Below are 18,281 nucleotides of genomic sequence, written 5' to 3' on the forward strand. Positions count from 1 at the left end.
TACGGTTATGAGCAACAAGGCAGGCCCGCACAGCGGGCCGCATCCGCAATCGCAGGGGGCGGCATCGCCTTCGCGGCGCCGTTTGCTGCAGGGGCTGGGGCTGGGCGCACTGGCGCTGGGCGGCAGCCGCCTGGCGCAGGCGGCGGGCAACACAGCGGAGCCGTTGGCGACGCCGCAGGATGAGCGCTGGCAGAAACAGCCGTTTTATGGCCGCCATCAGGCCGGGGTGCTGACGCCGCAACAGGCGGCGATGATGCTGGTGGCGTTCGACGTGCTGGCGACCAATAAAGCGGAGCTGGAGCGGCTGTTCCGGCTGTTGACCGATCGCATCGCCTTCCTGACCCACGGCGGCAAGGCGCCGGAGGTGGATGCCAAGCTACCGCCGCTCGATTCCGGCATCATGGGGCCGGAGATTTACCCGGACAACCTGACCATCACCGTCTCAGTCGGCGCATCGCTGTTCGACGAACGCTTTGGCCTGCAGGCGCAAAAGCCGCTGCGGTTGCAGAAAATGACCCGCTTCCCCAACGATGCGTTGGACGCCGCGCTGTGCCACGGCGACCTGTTGCTGCAGATTTGCGCCAACACCAATGAAACCGCTCTCCATGCGCTGCGCGATATCATCAAGCACTCGCCGGATCTGCTCAGCGTGCGCTGGAAGCGGGAAGGGTTTATCTCCGCGCATGCGGCACGCAGCAAAGGCAAAGAGACGCCGATTAATCTGCTGGGCTTCAAAGACGGCACCGCCAACCCGAAAACCGACGACAAACCGCTGATGGATAAGGTGGTGTGGGTCGGTGACAACGTGGGTGAACCTGCGTGGACGGCCGGCGGCAGCTACCAGGTGGCGCGCATTATTCGCTTCCGCGTGGAGTTTTGGGATCGCACGCCGCTGCAGGAGCAGGAAACTATTTTCGGTCGCGAAAAGCACAGCGGCGCGCCGTTAGGCATGAAGCATGAACATGACGAGCCGAACTACGCGAACGATCCCGACGGCAAGGTGATACCGATGGACGCGCACATCCGGTTGGCTAACCCCCGCACGCCGGAAAGCCAAAGCAACCTGATGCTGCGGCGGGGCTACAGCTATTCCCTTGGCGTTTCCAATGCCGGGCAGCTGGAAATGGGGCTGTTGTTCGTCTGCTATCAGGCCGATCTGGAAAAAGGCTTCCTGACGGTGCAAAAAAGGCTCAACGGCGAAGCGCTGGAAGAATACATCAAGCCGATCGGCGGCGGATATTTCTTCGTATTGCCGGGCGTAAAAGAGGGCGGCGACTATCTGGCCAGCGGCCTGCTCAAGGCCTGAGTGCGCAATGACGAGGCGGGATCTTCCGCCTCGTTTTACTTTGGCTTGCCTATTGCGCGGGACATTAAGCGACGGAGTTCAATTCAATCCTTCGCCTGCAGATTAAAAAATCTGAACGGCCCGCCGACTTTGAGTTGTGCAAATTTTAATCGGGAAACCAAAGTGTCATTCACGGTTTTTAATTTTAATTTATTGATATTTGTATGAATAAAATTTTTATGGAATGACGTGACGAGCGTGATATAGTGTTTTTGCGCTAACTGAAAACAAAAGATATAAAATTTTTTTACATTTTAGTAACGCGACAGGATTGAATGTCATTATACTGTAATCATCTGGCGGTAGTTTTCACACGGTGCACAGCTTGAAGCTGTAAATATCACTGCGGGGATCGCTAATGGTAAAGTCCTTGGCTGGGCTGGAAAGAAAAAATAACACATCTCCCCTGATTTCTCGTTGTAACGAGGGTTCTCTCTCCGACTCTCTTTTACCGGCAACTCCGCACCCTTATCGCTACCGAATCTCATCACTTTTTACTCCACGTTTATTGATGCAGTCCGCGTTGTCCCGTGAAAAAACGGCGCTTAAGCGTTGCCGTCGATTCACGTTGTCCCTTGGCTCTTATTGGCTCGGAGGAGGCCAAAACCTAATACGTGTGTGAAACATAATCGCGCGGCCTGGCCGTTGCGGTAGGTGAAACAAACTGTAAGGTGCCACTATGGGTAGACAGAAAGCAGTGATCAAAGCACGTCGTGAAGCGAAACGCGTTATTCGTCGTGACGCTCGTAGTCATCGCCAGCTGGAAGAAGAGTCTGTGACCTCGCTGGTGCAAATGGGGGGAGTCGAGTCTATCGGCATGGCGCGAGACAAGCGCGATAGCTCACCCATCGAGGCTAGAACCGAAGCTCAGGGTCATTACTTATCAGCCATAGAGAATAAGCAGCTGATCTTCGCCACCGGCGAAGCCGGCTGTGGCAAAACATTCATCAGCGCCGCCAAGGCGGCGGAGGCGCTGATCCATAAAGAGGTGGATCGGATTATCGTTACCCGTCCTGTTTTGCAGGCGGACGAAGACCTCGGTTTCTTGCCGGGGGATATCTCCGAGAAGTTCGCCCCTTATTTCCGCCCGGTGTATGACATTCTGGTACGTCGTTTAGGCTCTTCCTTTATGCAGTACTGCCTGCGCCCGGAAATCGGTAAGGTAGAAATTGCGCCGTTCGCTTATATGCGCGGACGCACCTTCGAAAATGCGGTCGTTATCCTGGATGAAGCCCAGAACGTGACCGCCAGCCAAATGAAAATGTTCCTGACCCGCCTGGGCGAAAACGTGACGGTTATCGTTAACGGCGACGTGACCCAGTGCGACTTGCCACGCGGCGTGAAATCCGGTCTCAGCGACGCGCTGGAGCGCTTCGAAGAGGACGAGATGATCGGCGTTATCCGCTTTGAAAAACAGGACTGCGTGCGTTCCGCTTTGTGCCAGCGCACGCTCAACGCTTACAGTTAACCTATCCGCTAATGGAAAGGCCGCTTCTGCGGCCTTTTTTATCTCCGCAATTTCCCCTCTCGTTTAACCTTTGTGTAAATTATTGTGGTTTTTTGTATAGATTTTCGTTGAGTTAGCGTTAATGATTAATGGGTTCCAGATTGGCGTGCAATTTGCCTGCGGCGCCAAAAGGACATTATCTGGGGTGTGCGCCGCGCGGCGCATAGCGTGTAGGTTCTTTGATGCGATTCAAACATGAAATACATCATTCTGATTTTGCTTATTTTATGCGTCGTCTATGTGCATTACCGCGGACGGGTGCGCTACAACGTGTGGCGGCAGCTGTCTGACCATTCCACCTTTACCGCACCGTTGAACGTTTTCATGTATCTGTTTTCCCGTGTGCCGACCACGCCGTATCTGAGGCCGGAGCAGTTTCCTGAGCTGGCGGTGTTGAGAGATAACTGGGAGACCATCCGCGACGAAGGACAGAAGCTGATGGAGATCCAGCAGATCAAGGCGTCCGATCAATTCAACGACGCCGGTTTCAACTCGTTTTTCAAGACCGGTTGGAAGCGCTTTTACCTGAAATGGTATGAGGACAGTCATCCTTCGGCCATGACCCTGTGCCCGCAGACCACGGAACTGCTGCGCCGCCTGCCTTCGGTCAAGGCGGCGATGTTCGCCGAACTGCCGGACGGCAGCCGTTTGCCGCGCCACCGCGATCCTTACGCCGGTTCGCTGCGTTATCACCTGGGGCTGATGACCCCCAACGATGACCGCTGCTTTATTGAAGTGGACGGCGAGCGCTACAGCTGGCGCGATGGGGAAGGCGTGATGTTCGATGAAACCTATCTGCACTACGCGGAAAACCAGAGTGGGCAGAACCGTCTGATCCTGTTCTGCGACATCGAACGGCCGATGCGTTATCGCTGGGCGCAGGCGGTTAACCACTGGCTGGGGCGTAATCTGATGAGCGCCGCCACCGCGCCGAACGAAGAGGGCGATCGCACCGGCGGCGTCAACAAGATGTTCAAATACATCTATGCGATACGCCGGGTGGGGAAACGCCTGAAGGCCTGGAACCGCACCGGCTATTACATCATCAAGTGGATTTTGTTCGGGGGGATCGCCGCGGCGATATTCTTCTCGGTATAAACGAAGACAGGGGCGCACGGTGTGCGCCCCTTTTTGATCAGGCGAAGATAGTCATCATGTAGGCGGCGAACAGCGCCAGGTGGGCGGTGCCGTTCAGCACGTTGGTACGGCCGGTCGAGAACGACAGCTGGCACAGCAGCAGCACCGTCAGCATCACCACGATATGCGGCGTCTGCAGGCCGAAGATCAGCGTTTGCCCGGTCAGGGTGGCGATGATGGTGACCGCCGGTACCGTCAGGGAGATGGTCGCCAGCACCGAGCCGAAGAACAGGTTCATGGCGCGTTGCACCTGGTTGTTCAACACGGCGCGCAGCGCCCCCAGGCCTTCAGGCGACAGGATCAGCAGCGCCACCAGGAAACCGGTGAACTGCGCCGGCGCGTTCATCTTGGTCAGCAGGCCTTCCAGCGGATTGGCGTTGAACTTGGTGACGGCGATAACCGCGATCAGGTGTACGACGAGCCAGGCGGCATGCCAGGCACTGCTGTGGGAAGAGGGCTTGCCGTGATGCGGGTCGCCATCGTCGTCTTCATGCTCGTACACGAACAGACTCTGGTGAGTTTTGGTCTGGATCACCAGGAACACGCCATACATGGCGGCGGAGATCAGCGCGACCAACAGCGCTTGCCCGGTGCTGAAGTTGCCGCCCGGCAGCGCGCTCGGGAACACCAGCACGATCACCGCCAGCGGGAAAATCGCCATCAGATACTGTTTGATGCCGCCCAGGTTGACGTACTGGGTGGCGAACTTGCGCCCGCCGAGCAGCAGCGCGAACCCGACCAGGCCGGCGGAAACGATCATGATGATGGAGTACAGCGTGTCGCGCATCAGCGCCGGTGCGGCGTCGCCGGTGGCCATCAGCGCCGAGATCAGGCTGACCTCGAGGATCACCACCGACAGGCTGAGGATCAGCGAGCCGTAGGGTTCGCCCAACCGGTGGGCGAGCACGTCGGCGTGGCGCACCACGCTGAAGGCGCTGCTGAGGATCCCCACCAGCGCGAGAATGTTGATGCCGACGATCAGCGGAAAGTGAGTGGTGCTGCTCCACAGATTCAACACCACCAGCGCGGCGATGGGGAAGATCAGCGAGTATTCGGTATGGCGAGACTTGGTGGATCGGCCAGGATCGTGTTGCGACTTCATGAGGGTGGCACTCCTTCTCAAACAGCGTAGCCCGTCAGCGCCGGTCGCCGTGATGCGGCAACTCTGCGTTTCCAGTAGGTATTTTATATTAGGATACACCCACGGCGCCGGTGTGATGTTGTTTTTATCTGAGAAAGCAATTGCTTGCTTTATGTGATCAGGGTAACAAAAAAACCGCACGGGGTGCGGTTTTATTTACTTACTTTTACGCAGTAACGCCAATTTTTAACGTTAGATTTGAGAAAAGTCGTGTTTACTCATTTACCACTTGGTTAATCAAGGAAAATGAGACCGTCAGTCATCAATGTTATCCATGATTTCATGCCGTTTATTGTGGTAACCCTCTTCATTTAGCCCTTCACGCCAGTAAGGTACGGCATAAAGGCGATTGCGATCGCATTGGCGTTCACGGCGCAGGTATCGACGCAACCCCACCACCAGGCGATCTTCACCGGCGAGCCAGAAGTGCGCTTCGCCCTGCGGCAGGGACTGCGCGCGGAACTGAGCGATCAGTTCCTCGGTTTTCTCCGTGCTGCCGACGATCCAATTGACTTCAACATCGGCGGGTTTTTTCAAGTCAATCACGTCAGCGGTGCTGTCGACGCGGACGAAAGCGCGTCCGGCGCTGTGCGGCGGCAGGTTTTCCAGCAGCGCGGCCAACGCAGGCAGCGAGGAAGGATCGCCCGCCAGGCAGTAGAAATCGGCCGCCGGCAGCATCGGTTTGGGGCCGCCCGGGTTGCTGATGCCGATTTTATCGCCGGCTTTCGCCTGGCGCGCAAAATCGACCGCCGGTCCCTGGTGATCGTGAATCGCGAATTCGATGTCCACTTCCGCCTGTTCCGGGCGCACCGCGCGAATGGAATAGGTGCGTACGATCGGGCGCACGGCGTCCGCGGCCCAGCGCGGACCGTTTTCGGTCAGCGTCGGCAGATCCGGCTGGGTTTGGCCGGCGAGCGGCAAAAAGACCTTGATGTGCGCAGCGGCGGCGTTGGCCGGGTAGTAGCGCAGATCGGGCGCGGTAAAGGTGATGCGGCGCAGGTGCGGCGTAATGTCCTGTACGGCGCTGACGGCGATCAGGTAGGGGGCGCGTGAGCGAGGGGCTTCGGTAGTCACGGGGATCTCCTTATAGTTCGTTTGGCGGTGAGTATATCATGCCGTTTGATAATGAGAATTGTTTGCTCATTGAGGCGCAACTGCGTGTGAGCTAGGCTTAAGGTTCACGGAATACGCACGGGAGGACGTGATGCCCTATCAAGACACGAACGACTTGCCGGACAATGTGAAGCATGTGCTGCCGTCCCATGCGCAGGCGATCTATAAAGAGGCGTTCAACAGCGCCTGGCAACAATACCGGGATCCTGAAGACCGACGCGGTGACGACAGCCGGGAGGAGACGGCGCACAAGGTGGCCTGGGCGGCGGTCAAGCAAAGCTATCGCAAGGGCGACGATGAGCGTTGGCACAAAAAGTAACGCCTTTATGGCCTGCTAAAATCGCACAGACGTTATGCTGACCTCGGCAATTAATATTATTGCTGCTCAGTACAAATACTTTTCCACGTTAACGCCGCTTTGCAACTTGATTGCGCGGTGGGAAAAGAATATGGTCATTATTAATCGGCGCGGTTATTGAATTAATAAAATTCCGCACCAAAAAATAAAATTGCAAAGGTTCAGTAGTGGCGAGGGAGGACGAGAAATCGTATTCCCGGGAGGTTGTAACAGTGTTAACGCGAGATTTTCTGCAAAAAGCGGATTGCAAAACCGCCTTTGGCGCTATTGAGGAATCGCTGTTGCTGACGCCTGAGCAGCGCGCAGCCTCGTTGGAGTGCACGTTATCGCGTAGGCCGAATCACAGCCCGGTATGGGTGTTTGGTTACGGTTCGCTGATGTGGAATCCGGTTTTCGAATCGGAAGAAGTGCGGCCTGCCATGCTGCAGGGCTGGCATCGGGCGTTCTGCATGCGTTTGACCGCCGGGCGTGGCACGCTGCATCAGCCGGGGCGCATGCTGGCGCTGAAAGAGGGCGGCCAGACCACCGGATTGGCGTTTCGTCTGCCGGAAGGCAAGCTGCGCGAAGAGCTGGAGCTGCTGTGGAAGCGCGAGATGATCACCGATTGCTATGTGCCGACCTGGTGTGAACTGCAGTTGGATGGCGGAGAGACCGTTACGGCGCTGGTGTTCGTGATGAACGCGCAGCATCCGCTGTTTGAAGCAGACACCAGCCACCAGGTGATCGCGCCCTTGATCGCCAGCGCCAGCGGCCCGCTGGGCACCAACGCGCAATACCTGTTTGCGCTGGATAACGAGCTGAAGCACCACGGCATGCAGGATGATTGCATTGGCGATCTGGTGCGCTATGTACAGCAATGGTTGCAGCAGAACCGCCCCGGCGCTTTCGGAGCCGAGGCCACGGCCTGAGGCGTTGGTAATGTGGCAGGCAGTAAAGGGCTCAGCATGTTGAGCCCTTTTTCATATATCTAATACCTCTATTTAATAACTTTATACTGCATGATTATTTAAGGCTTCTTTTTTGTATGGTTATTTATCTCGTTATTTTTAAAGCCATTCATCATTTTCCTCCGTCTTCCCACCCCGAGAGTCACGATAAATAATTCACTTAGTATTAAATTGCATAACTAAAGGTTATTTCTTATTTGTTCAGCCCCGTGGGACTCCGTATCAATAGGGCGACGCTACCGCAAGAAACAGGGAGACGGGGATGAACTTTCAACAATTAAAAATTATTCGCGAATCGGCGCGCTGCAACTACAACCTGACCGAGGTCGCCAATACCTTATTTACTTCGCAGTCCGGCGTCAGTCGGCATATTCGCGAGCTGGAAGAAGAGCTGGGCATTGAAATATTCATTCGCCGCGGTAAGCGGCTGCTGGGCATGACCGAACCCGGCAAAGAGCTGCTGGTGGTGGCGGAACGCATTCTCAACGACGCCAACAACATCCGTCGCCTGGCGGACGTCTTCAGCAGCAACGATTCGGGGCAGCTGCATATCGCGACGACGCACACCCAGGCGCGCTACAGCCTGCCGGGGGTCATCAAAGAGTTTCGCGCGCTTTACCCGCGGGTGCGGGTGGTGCTCAATCAGGGCAGCCCGGAGGAGATCGTCTCGATGCTGGCCGCCGGCGAAGCCGATATCGGTATCGCCAGCGAACGGCTGATGAGCGACGAATCGCTGGCGGCGTTCCCTTACTATCGCTGGCATCACACCATTTTGGTACCGGAAGGGCACGAGTTGACGCGCCAGCCGCAGGTGACGCTGGAGATGCTCAGCACCTTGCCGCTGATCACTTACCGCCAGGGCATTACCGGGCGCGCGAAGCTGGATGCGGCGTTCAAAGCGGCGGGCCTGACGCCGGACATCGCGCTCAGCGCGCAGGATTCCGACGTAATTAAAACCTACGTCGAACTGGGATTGGGCGTGGGCGTGCTGGCGGACATGTCGTATGAAAAAGAGCGCGATCGCGGGTTGGTGAGCCTCAACGCCGAGCACCTGTTTGAACCCAATACGGTATGGTTGGGGCTGAAACGCAGCCAGCTGCAGCGCAACTATGCCTGGCGCTTTATCCAGCTGTGCAACCCGACGCTGTCGCTGACCGAAATCAAGGACAAGGTCTTCTCGTCGCAGCTGGATGCGGTGATTGACTACCAGATTTAATCGATAAGCGGCAGGCAACGCCTGCCGCGCATTCTGCATCGTCCCCCCTAATAATCAAAATCCCATCTATATACATAAAAAGAATATCTATAGTGATTTAAGTACCTTCAGCTGCCGATCGTGCTCGCATACACTCGCGAAATTATTATAAATTCCATCCGCTTGGAGAGTTTCAGATGAAAGCGCTCGTTCCTTCTTTACTGTTTTTGGCCGTGGCGGCCGGCGTTAACGCGCAGGCGGCGACGCCGGCCAACACGCTGGTGATCGCGCAGTCTATCGATGACGTGGTCAGCTTTGACCCGGCCCAGGGATTTGAGTTAACCACGGTGCAGTCGTTCAACAGCCTGTATCAACGTCTGGTCCAGTCCGATCCGCACAACCCTATCGATCTCAAGCCGACCCTGGCCAGCAGCTGGCAGGCCGGCGCCGACAATCGCAGCCTGACTTTCAGCCTGCGCCCGGATGCCAAATTCGCCAGTGGCAATCCACTGCGGCCGGAAGACGTGATCTTCTCGCTTTCGCGGGTGGTGAAACTGAATCTGGAACCGTCGTTTATCCTGACGCAGCTGGGCTGGAACGCGAAGAATGTGGAGCAACACCTGAGCAAGGTGGATGACCACCAGGTGAAAATTAGCTGGAGTGAAAACGTCAGCCCGGCCTTCGTGCTCAGCCTGCTGTCGGCGCCGGTATCGTCGATCGTCGACGCCAAAGAGGCGCTGGCGCACCAGCAGGGCGACGATCTGGGGCACCAATGGTTGAACAGCCACTCCGCCGGCAGCGGCCCTTATAAAATCCGCACCTATGTGCCGCACGAAGTGGTGGTGCTGGACGCCAACCCCGGTTCGCCGGAAGGGGCACCGACGCTGAAAACCATCCTGATCAAAAACGTGCCCGATCCGGCCGCGCGCCGCTTGCTGATCGAACAGGGCGATGCCGATATCGCGCGCAATCTGGGGGCAGACCAGATGGCGGCCCTGAAGGGCAAGCCGGGCGTCAAACCGTTGGCCATTCCTTACGCCTCACTTTATTTCCTGCAGTTCAACGCCAAGGCGTCGCCGGCGCTCGGCAATCCGGCGTTCTGGGAGGCGGCGCGCTGGCTGTTCGATTACAAAGGCATCGCCGACGATCTGCTCAAAGGGCAGTTCCAGAGCCATCAGGCATTCCTGCCGGACGGTTATCTGGGCGCGCTCAAGGATCAGCCGTACAGCTTCAATCCACAGAAAGCCAAAGAAATACTGGCCAAAGCGGGGCTCAGCAACGTCAGTTTCCGTCTGGACGTCAACAACCAGCCGCCGTACCTGGATATCGCCCAGGCGCTGCAGGCCAGCTTTGCCCAGGGCGGCGTGAAGGTCGAACTGGTGCCGGGCATCAGTTCGCAGGTCTCTACCAAGGTGAAAGCGCTTAACTACGATGCGACGCTGACTTCCTGGGGGCCGGATTATTTCGACCCTAACACTAATGCCGCAGCCTTCGCCTACAACCCGGAAGACGGCAGCAAGACGCTGGCCTGGCGCGCCAACTGGCAGATCCCGGCGCTGAGCAAGCTGACGCTGGCCGCCACTGCGGAAAACGACACCGCCAAACGGGTGGCCGATTACCAGCAACTGCAGAAACAGGTGCAGCAAAGCTCGCCGTTCGTCATCGGCCTGCAGGCGCGCAGCCTGATTGCGGTGCGTGACAACCTCAAGGGCTATGTGCAGGGCATCAACCCTGACATGGTGTTCTACAGCAAGGTCAGCAAGTAATGGCCGCTGAAGTGTCCGCCAGCGCCGGGGCTGCCCGGCGGTATTGGCGCTGGGGCGGGCGGCTGCTCGGTGGCGCGCTGTCGCTGGCGCTGACGTTGCTTGGCCTGCTGCTGTTCACCTTCATGCTGTCGCACCTGGCGCCGATCGATCCGGCGCTGCAGGTGGCGGGCGATCACGCCAGTGAAGCCACCTATGCGCAGGTGCGGCACGAGCTGGGGTTGGATCAACCGTTGCCGGTGCAGTTTTGGCGTTACCTGGTGCACCTGGCGCACGGCGATTTGGGCATTTCGCGCATCACCGCCCAGCCGGTGTTGAGCGATCTGCTGCGTACCTTCCCGGCGACGGTGGAGCTGGCCACCTGCGCCATTATCCTCGGCGCCCTCGGCGGCATTACGCTGGCGTTTTTGGCGGTGCTCAAACCGGGCAGTTGGCTGGATAACGCGGCGCGTCTGCTGTCGCTGATCGGTTATTCGGTGCCGATTTTCTGGCTGAGCCTGCTCGGGTTGCTGCTGTTCTACGCCACGCTGCACTGGTCGGCGGGGCCGGGGCGGCTTGACGACATCTACTTGTACAGCATGGAGCCGCGCAGCGGTTTCGTGTTGATCGACAGCTGGCTGTCCGGCGATCGCGAGATGTTCTACAACGCCATCAGCCACCTGTGGCTACCGGTGGTGGCGTTGGCGTTGCTGTCGATGGCGGGCATCACCCGGCTGCTGCGGGCGGCGATGCTGGAAGAGTGCAACAAGGAATACGTGACGCTGGCGCGTTCCAAGGGCGCCGGACGCCTGCGCATTCTGCTGCGCCATGTGTTTCCCAACGTGCTGGGCACGCTGATCACCGTGCTGTCTCTCTCCTACGCCAGCCTGCTGGAGGGGGCGGTATTGACCGAAACGGTGTTCGCCTGGCCCGGCGTCGGGCGTTACCTGACCTCGGCGCTGTTTGCCGCCGACACGCCGGCGATCCTCGGCGCCACGCTGCTGATCGGCACCTGTTTCGTGCTGTTGAATGCGCTGGCCGACGCCTTGACCTATTTAGTGGATCCGCGAACCCGATGAGCCAATATCTCTCTGAACACGAACCGCAAAGCGAGCCGGCCGTCGGTTACCGCCGCGGTCGGCGCCTGACCACGCTGACGCTGGGCGCGGCGCTGGTGGCGATTCTGATCGTCACCGCGCTGCTGGCCCCGTGGCTGGCGCCTTTCGATCCCAATCTGCAGCATATCGAGCTGCGGTTATTGCCGCCTTCCGCCGTACATTGGCTGGGCACCGATGGCTTTGGCCGTGATTTGCTCTCCCGCGTGATTTACGGCGCGCGGCCGACGCTGATTCTGGTGTCGCTGATTCTGGTGTTGACCATTCCCATCGGTCTGCTGGTCGGCATTGGCGCCGGTTATCTTGGCGGCTGGGTAGAGCGCATTTTGATGCGCCTGACCGACATTTTCCTGTCGCTGCCGAGCCTGGTGATCGCGCTGGCGTTCGTGGCGGTCATGGGGCCAGGGCTGATGAACGGCGCGCTGGCGCTGGCATTGACCAGTTGGCCGGCCTTTGCCCGCCAGGCGCGGGCCGAAACCCTGGCGCTGCGCCGCAGCGACTACCTGGCGGCGGCGCGTATGCAGGGCATCAACGGGCTGCGGCTGATGGTCGGCCACATTTTGCCTTTATGCCTGCCGAGCGCGGTGGTGCGCGCGGCGCTGAGTCTGGGCGGCATCATCCTGTCCGCCGCTGGTCTGGGGTTCCTCGGCATGGGCGTCGCGCCGCCGACCGCCGAATGGGGCTCGATGGTGGCCGAAGGCAGTAAAGTCATTTTCGACCAATGGTGGGTCGCCGCCGCGCCGGGCGGGGCGATCCTGTTCGCCAGCCTGGCGTTTAACCTGCTGGGCGATGGCCTGCGCGACAAAATGGATCCTCGTCATGGGCACTGATAACACCTTATTGACCGTCGAACGGCTGGCGATCGGCGTGCCAGGGCCACAGCCGGTGGCGCTGGTGAAGAATATTTCGTTCAGCATGGGGCGGGAGCGGCTGGCGCTGGTCGGTGAGTCCGGCTCCGGCAAATCGTTGACCGCGCGTGCGCTGATGGGGCTATTGCCGACGCCGTTGCAGCTGCAGGCGCAGCGCCTGACGCTGGGCGATGAAGACTTAACGCGCCTGAGCGAGCGCCAGTGGAGCCGGCTGCGCGGCGACCGGGTGGCGATGGTGATGCAAGATCCCAAGCATGCGCTGAATCCCAATCAGCCTATCGGCCGTCAGGTGGAGGAGCCGCTGGTGCTGCATGCCAAGCTGAGTCGCGCCGAGCGGCGTGAAAAAGTGCTGGATATGTTGGCGGCGGTGGGCTTGCCCGAGCCGGCGGCGCTGTGCCGCCGCTATCCGCATCAGCTCTCCGGCGGCATGGGGCAACGGGTGATGCTGGCCATTGCATTGATCAACGATCCGCAGTTGCTGATTGCCGACGAACCGACTTCGGCACTGGATCACCAGATGCGCGATCAGGTGCTGCAGCTGATAGACAACCTGGTGGCGCAACGCAATATGGGCCTGATCCTGATCAGCCACGATTTGCAGCAGGTGGCGCGCCACTGCGAGCGGGTACTGGTGATGTACAAAGGCGAGCTGTTGGATCAACTGCCGGCGGCAGCGCTGGCGCAGGCCACGCACCCTTATACCCGCACGCTGTGGGCGTGCCGGCCGAGCCGCGAGACGCGCGGCAAACCGTTGCCGGTGCTGGATCGCGCGCTGTTGGAGACCTTGAAATGAGCGTGATTGCACTGAAAAACCTGAGCGTCAGTCACCGCCAGGGTTATGAACTGCGCACCGTGGTGCATGAGGTTAACCTGCGCATCGAACCGGGCGAGTGTTTCGGGCTGGTGGGGCCTTCCGGCTGCGGCAAGTCCTCGTTGCTGTGGGTGCTGGCCGGGCTGAATGGCAGCTGGCAGGGTGGCTTTGAGTTGCTGGGGCGGCGGCTGCAGCCGGGGCAGGCGTTTACCGGCGAACTGCGGCGCGAGGTGCAAATGGTGTTTCAAGATCCCTATGCTTCGCTACACCCGAAACACCGGCTGTTGCGTACGCTGTCGGAGCCGCTCAAACTGCTGAAGGAAAGCGACATCGAACGTAAAATCAGCGCGGGTTTTCACCAGGTGGGGTTGGATCCGCGCCTGCTGGATCGCTACCCGCATCAGCTGTCGGGCGGCCAGCGGCAGCGCGTGGCGATCGTGCGCGCATTGTTGCTGCGGCCGAAGCTGCTGTTGCTGGATGAACCGACTTCGGCGTTGGACATGTCGGTGCAGGCGGAGATCCTCAACCTGCTCAACGAGCTGAAACAGGCGGGCGATCTGACTATGGTGCTGGTCAGCCACGATGCGGACGTGATCGACCACATGTGCGATCGTTCGGTGGCGATGGCGCACGGCCGCATCATCGTTTGACCCTATGCCCGCCAACGCGGCGGGCATATCCATCGTGGTAATAAATAAAGCAATTTATCGTCGTTCTTCCGTTAATTCTTACCCCCTACACTCGACAAACAGCGCAACCGCGTGATTGTGGAGAGTGTAGCGATGAAACGGTTAATCCCAACCTTATTATATGGCGCGCTGGCGGCCGCTTCCGGTGCGCAGGCCGCTACCCCGCAGGATACCTTGGTGGTGGTCAGTTCGCTGGAGGGCATTATCAGCCTCGATCCGGCGGAGAGCTTTGAAACCGTCAGCTCGGCCAACCTGGTCAACCTCTATCAGCGCCTGGTGGCGCCGGATCGCGCCGCGCCGCAAAAGCTGGCGCCGGACGCCGCAGGCAGTTGGCAAGCGGGCGCCGATGGCCGCAGCCTGACCTTTACCCTGAAAGCGCAGCAACGCTTCGCTTCCGGCAATCCGCTACGGCCCGAAGACGTCATTTTCTCGCTGGTTCGCGCGGTGAAGCTGAACAAGGCGCCGTCGTTTATTCTCGGTGAGTTTGGCTGGACGCCGGATAACGTTGAGCAGCAGTTGAAGAAGGTGGGGGATAACCAGGTGCAACTTCGTTGGCCCGCCAACATCGGCAGCGAGCTGGCACTGCGGCTGCTGACGGCGAACGTGGCCTCGATCGTGGATGAGAAGCTGCTGAACGAGCACGCACAGCAGGGGGACTACGGCAATGCCTGGCTGCGCAGCCATTCCGCCGGCGGCGGTCCGTATCGGGTAAACAACTATGTGCCGCACGAGGCGCTGCTGTTTGGCCGCAACGACTATGCGCCGTCGCCGGCCCGGCTGAAAACGGTGTTGTTCAAGAACGTCAGCGACGCCGGTACCCGCCGCTTGCTGTTGCTGAAAGGGGATGCCGACGTGGCCTACGATCTGGGCGCCGATCAGTTCGACTCGCTGCGCAATGCGTCTGGTGTGCGCATTGAGCAGGCCGATGCGCCCCGAATCTATTACCTCGGTTTCAACACCGGCAGCAAAGACAACCCGGCGTTGAGCAATCCGGCGCTGTGGCAGGCGGCGCGTTGGCTGGTGGATTATCAGAGCATCGCCGAGCAGTTGCTGAAAGGGCAATATCGCGTGCATCAGGCCTTCTTGCCGGAGGGATTGGACGGTGCGCTCGACGATCGGCCGTTTAAGCTCGACGTGGACAAAGCCAAACAGATCCTGCGCGAGGCCGGCATTGCTGAAGGTACGCGCATTGATCTTATCGTCATCAACCAGCCGCCGTACACCGATATCGCGCAGGCGTTGCAGGCCAGCTTTGCGCAGGCCGGGCTGCGGTTGGATATCCATCCGGTGGTGGAAAGCGATCTGTGGGGCAAGATGCGCGGCCGCGATTTTCAGGCGATCTTCACCTACTGGGGCGCCGACTACCTGGATCCGAACACCAACGCCAGCGCCTTTGCCTACAACGTGCCTGGTGGGCCGAAAACCCTGGCCTGGCGCACCCAGTGGGGCATTCCCGCCATCAGCGCGGAAACGCGTGCCGCGGCCGCAGAGGGCAACAGCGCCGCGCGCAGCGCTCGTTACGTCACGTTGCAACGGGAACTGCAGGCCAGTTCGCCCTATGTGGTCGCGCTGCAGGGGCAAACGCTGGTGGCATTGCGCGACAACGTTGAAGGCGCCCGGCTGGATATCGCCAACAGCATGCTGTATCTGGACCGGGTGAGTAAGTAGCGGCAGCGCCCCGCGCCTGGCCGGGGTTTCTGGCGCGCCAAAGGCCGACAGCGTGTGAAATCGCATGCTGTTGCAACCACGAAGCGCGAGATGTTGTATCAAGGTGAAATAAAATGAAATTTCATAACGTGCTCATGTGACGGTGATAGATTGGCGCTGAAAGGCGGCGTTTCAGCGCGGTCGTTCGCAATGATGCGGACACATCACGTCAGGAGATATTATGGACAATAACGGAAACGCTTCAGTGGAGCGCGCCGCAACCTTGCTCGCCACCGGTGAGGTTGTGACGCCGGAACAGTTTTATCAGGACAGCGACGGAAGCAACTGGGGGCCGGCGATCAACAAAGCGGCGGCGGCGGCGCTGCAAGCCGGCGGTACGTTGTCCCTGGGCAAACGGGTGTATACGGTCGCCGGGCACGTACTGATTCAGACGACAACGGACATCTACGGCGGCATCGGTTTGCGGGTGGTCGGATTGGGGCGGGCGACCAAAATCGTCAAGACCGCGGACAGCAGCTATACCAATGAACAAGGCGAAACCAAGAAAGCGGTGATCGTGGTGAAAGGCTTCGCCAATCTGACGCTGCACGGCTTGACGTTGCGGGATGATACCGGCGCAGACGATACCCACGGCGTGTGGTTCAGCGATCTCAATATGACGAAGTTTGATATCCGTGACATCTACACCAAGGTTGGCGGTTATTCGCTGTTTGTCTCGGGCGACATGTTCATTAACTGGCTGGTGAACGTGCAGATGGAAGCTAACGCCAATCGCCCGGGCGATGGGGTGCTGTGGATGAACAAGTCCGGCACCACCAATTTTATCGACGGGCTCTACGCCGCTCGCGCCAAAGGCACTGCGTTCAGAATTTCAGGGTTCTACTCTACGGTCGGCTCATTGGCCGCAGATGACTGCATCGGCGATATCTACTATTTCAAAGATTTTAACGGCACGATCAATTCGTTGGGCTGCGAGAACCGCAACACGCAGCGCCCCGCCAATGTCAGCGTGTTGTCCACCAACTTTGCCCAGGGCACGATAGGCAATATCAATATCCAGGACGCGCAGAATGTGGAAAGCGGAGGTGCGCTGTGCCGATTTATCAACGAATCCCGTTGGGATATCGGTCAGTTGAATCTTTACAGCGGTTCCAAGACGCCTTTCCCGGTGGCGATTGCCACCTGCAACAACAATACCGAGGTAACCTTCAGTAACGTCTATAACGGCGGCGTCCCGGTGGCCGGCAAAAGCACCGTCGACGTTACGTCGTTTTTAAGCGGTGTCGAAGCGATGTACAGCCTGGGCGAGCGAGGAATTGCCCCTTATTCCACCAGCAATCATTTGCCGCGCAACATCTCGAAGCAGCCATCGTGGACTTTTTTAGGCACCCTGACCGCGCCGGATCGGCAACCCACAACGCACATTACGCTTCAACAGGGCGTAAGCACCAAGGTGCTGGCGTGCGATTTATATATCACGTTCGATCTGTCTTCGCAGGCGACCGCCTTTGTCGTCAATAAAGGCAGCTATAGCGCGAAAAGCGCCTTTATGTTGCGGCGCACCGGGCCGTTGAGCTGCGAAATATATTACCGTGTCGAGAAAGATTTCGGTTTTGGCAGTTATCAGGTGCAGACTACGCGCGGCAGCTACTGGCGGCCGGACGGCGCTTCGTTGAGCGCGCCCCCCTCCGATGCGTTGGAAATTCGCAGCGATGAGGTGTTATCCACGACCAGACTCGCGGTGATCCAGCCACTGGCCAATCCGGCAACGGCCAGCACGGCAGAAGTAGCCGGGTTGCTCAATCGGCTGCTCGAGACGCTGAAGACCTAACCGAACAACGTCTGCGCGTTCTGGCCGGCGTCTGTCAACAGCAGCAGCCAGCCGGCCGCCGCCAGGGCGATACCGAAAGGTTGCGGCGCTCGCCAGCCGCGGCGCTGGCGCAGGCCGCGCGCCAATGCCATGCCTAACCCGAACGCTGCCGCCAGACAGACCAACAGCGGCAACAGCGTCCAACCGAGCCAGGCGCCCAGCGCCGCCAGCAGTTTGAAATCGCCCTGGCCGATGCCGTCACGCCGCCGCACCTGACGATAAAGCGCGTTGAGTAGCCACAGCGCCCCGTAACCGGCCGCAGCGCCGATAACTGCGTCGTCCAGCGGCGCCCAGCGAGCGTCAAGATTGCACAGCAGCCCGCCCCACAGCAGCGGCTGGGTTAGCCGGTCCGGCAGCCACCGGTGGCGCCAGTCTAGCCAGGCCAGGGCGATCAGCAGCGCCGCGGCCGGCGGTAACCACAGCCGATGTGCTGTCGGCAGGTCAAAGGGCAGCGCCGCCAACGCCAAACCCAGGGCCGTCAGCAGCAGGCTGCGACGGCGCAATCTCGGCGGGCTGGCGCGCACGGCCGCCGTTCGCTCCAACCGGGTGATGAGCGCGAAGGCGACCACACCTGCCGAAATCAGCGCGGTGAAAAACAGCGCGTGCCAGAGTGAGGAAAGAAACATCAAGGCTCCGTCAGTTGTGAAACAGAGGGTTAAAATAACGGCAAAATGCGTATTTCATCGGGGTGAAATGCGGTGGGTTGTGAGGAATGCGCAGTCGTACGCATCGCCACTTTACGTGTTGCAGAGTGATACACTGCCATGCGCGGTG

Annotated in this window: 16 protein-coding genes; 13 read left to right on the forward strand and 3 right to left on the reverse strand. The window is 59.3% G+C overall.

Features of this window, described 5'->3' with window-relative positions; translation table 11 throughout:
- The first annotated feature begins 7 nt into the window (after window positions 1–7).
- The 3 genes from efeB (at window position 8) to lpxO (ending at window position 3,950) form a co-directional block, all read left to right on the forward strand.
- On the forward strand, window positions 8–1,306 hold the full coding sequence (gene efeB / locus ACYF6X_RS05700; RefSeq protein ID WP_130018233.1) for an iron uptake transporter deferrochelatase/peroxidase subunit: 1,299 nt from the start codon (window positions 8–10) through the stop codon (window positions 1,304–1,306).
- A 718-nt stretch (window positions 1,307–2,024) separates the two neighbouring features.
- Window positions 2,025–2,813 carry a phosphate starvation-inducible protein PhoH gene (gene phoH, locus ACYF6X_RS05705; RefSeq protein WP_015378226.1) on the forward strand — a complete coding sequence of 263 codons (789 nt, stop codon included), beginning with the start codon at window positions 2,025–2,027 and terminating at the stop codon, window positions 2,811–2,813.
- Window positions 2,814–3,047: 234 nt separating this feature from the next.
- Complete coding sequence (gene lpxO / locus ACYF6X_RS05710; protein WP_063990238.1) at window positions 3,048–3,950, forward strand: lipid A hydroxylase LpxO; 903 nt, start codon at window positions 3,048–3,050, stop codon at window positions 3,948–3,950.
- Between the two features lie 37 nt (window positions 3,951–3,987).
- Here lpxO and chaA read toward each other — a convergent pair whose 3' ends face one another.
- Window positions 3,988–5,091, reverse strand: a complete 1,104-nt coding sequence (gene chaA / locus ACYF6X_RS05715) for a sodium-potassium/proton antiporter ChaA (RefSeq protein WP_063990237.1) — start codon at window positions 5,089–5,091, stop codon at window positions 3,988–3,990.
- 294 nt (window positions 5,092–5,385) lie between these two features.
- Window positions 5,386–6,204: a siderophore-interacting protein gene (locus ACYF6X_RS05720; protein WP_063990236.1), complete on the reverse strand. Its 819-nt coding sequence runs from the start codon at window positions 6,202–6,204 to the stop codon at window positions 5,386–5,388.
- A gap of 130 nt (window positions 6,205–6,334) precedes the next feature.
- On the opposite strand from ACYF6X_RS05720, the gene chaB reads away from it, so the two are divergent.
- The 10 genes from chaB to ACYF6X_RS05770 all read left to right on the forward strand — a co-directional run bounded on the left by chaB (window position 6,335) and on the right by ACYF6X_RS05770 (window position 17,468).
- Window positions 6,335–6,562 carry a putative cation transport regulator ChaB gene (chaB, locus tag ACYF6X_RS05725; RefSeq protein ID WP_130018234.1) on the forward strand — a complete coding sequence of 76 codons (228 nt, stop codon included), beginning with the start codon at window positions 6,335–6,337 and terminating at the stop codon, window positions 6,560–6,562.
- 251 nt (window positions 6,563–6,813) lie between these two features.
- Complete coding sequence (locus ACYF6X_RS05730; protein WP_063990234.1) at window positions 6,814–7,509, forward strand: gamma-glutamylcyclotransferase; 696 nt, start codon at window positions 6,814–6,816, stop codon at window positions 7,507–7,509.
- Between the two features lie 301 nt (window positions 7,510–7,810).
- On the forward strand, window positions 7,811–8,764 hold the full coding sequence (gene cbl / locus ACYF6X_RS05735) for an HTH-type transcriptional regulator Cbl (protein ID WP_033634950.1): 954 nt from the start codon (window positions 7,811–7,813) through the stop codon (window positions 8,762–8,764).
- Between the two features lie 176 nt (window positions 8,765–8,940).
- Window positions 8,941–10,509, forward strand: coding sequence for an ABC transporter substrate-binding protein (locus ACYF6X_RS05740; protein ID WP_130018235.1), 1,569 nt, complete (start codon window positions 8,941–8,943; stop codon window positions 10,507–10,509).
- On the forward strand, window positions 10,509–11,564 hold the full coding sequence (locus tag ACYF6X_RS05745; RefSeq protein WP_130018236.1) for an ABC transporter permease: 1,056 nt from the start codon (window positions 10,509–10,511) through the stop codon (window positions 11,562–11,564). The genes ACYF6X_RS05740 and ACYF6X_RS05745 overlap by 1 nt, the downstream gene beginning before the upstream one ends.
- A complete protein-coding gene (locus ACYF6X_RS05750) occupies window positions 11,561–12,430 on the forward strand; it encodes an ABC transporter permease (RefSeq protein ID WP_049202024.1) in 870 nt (289 codons plus the stop codon). The genes ACYF6X_RS05745 and ACYF6X_RS05750 overlap by 4 nt, the downstream gene beginning before the upstream one ends.
- Entirely contained in the window at window positions 12,420–13,262 is an 843-nt protein-coding gene (locus ACYF6X_RS05755; RefSeq protein WP_130018237.1) for an ABC transporter ATP-binding protein, read from the forward strand. Before ACYF6X_RS05750 ends, ACYF6X_RS05755 begins: the two co-directional genes overlap by 11 nt.
- Window positions 13,259–13,930, forward strand: coding sequence for an ABC transporter ATP-binding protein (locus ACYF6X_RS05760; RefSeq protein ID WP_063990230.1), 672 nt, complete (start codon window positions 13,259–13,261; stop codon window positions 13,928–13,930). Before ACYF6X_RS05755 ends, ACYF6X_RS05760 begins: the two co-directional genes overlap by 4 nt.
- A 132-nt stretch (window positions 13,931–14,062) precedes the next feature.
- Window positions 14,063–15,637 carry an ABC transporter substrate-binding protein gene (locus ACYF6X_RS05765; RefSeq protein ID WP_130018238.1) on the forward strand — a complete coding sequence of 525 codons (1,575 nt, stop codon included), beginning with the start codon at window positions 14,063–14,065 and terminating at the stop codon, window positions 15,635–15,637.
- Between the two features lie 220 nt (window positions 15,638–15,857).
- Complete coding sequence (locus ACYF6X_RS05770) at window positions 15,858–17,468, forward strand: hypothetical protein (protein WP_130018239.1); 1,611 nt, start codon at window positions 15,858–15,860, stop codon at window positions 17,466–17,468.
- On the opposite strand, the gene ACYF6X_RS05775 is transcribed toward ACYF6X_RS05770, so the two are convergent.
- Complete coding sequence (locus tag ACYF6X_RS05775; protein WP_107226363.1) at window positions 17,465–18,133, reverse strand: prepilin peptidase; 669 nt, start codon at window positions 18,131–18,133, stop codon at window positions 17,465–17,467. The genes ACYF6X_RS05770 and ACYF6X_RS05775 overlap by 4 nt on opposite strands.
- Window positions 18,134–18,281: the final 148 nt, after the last annotated feature.

Source organism: Serratia sp. ID 25-353 (assembly GCF_054792795.1).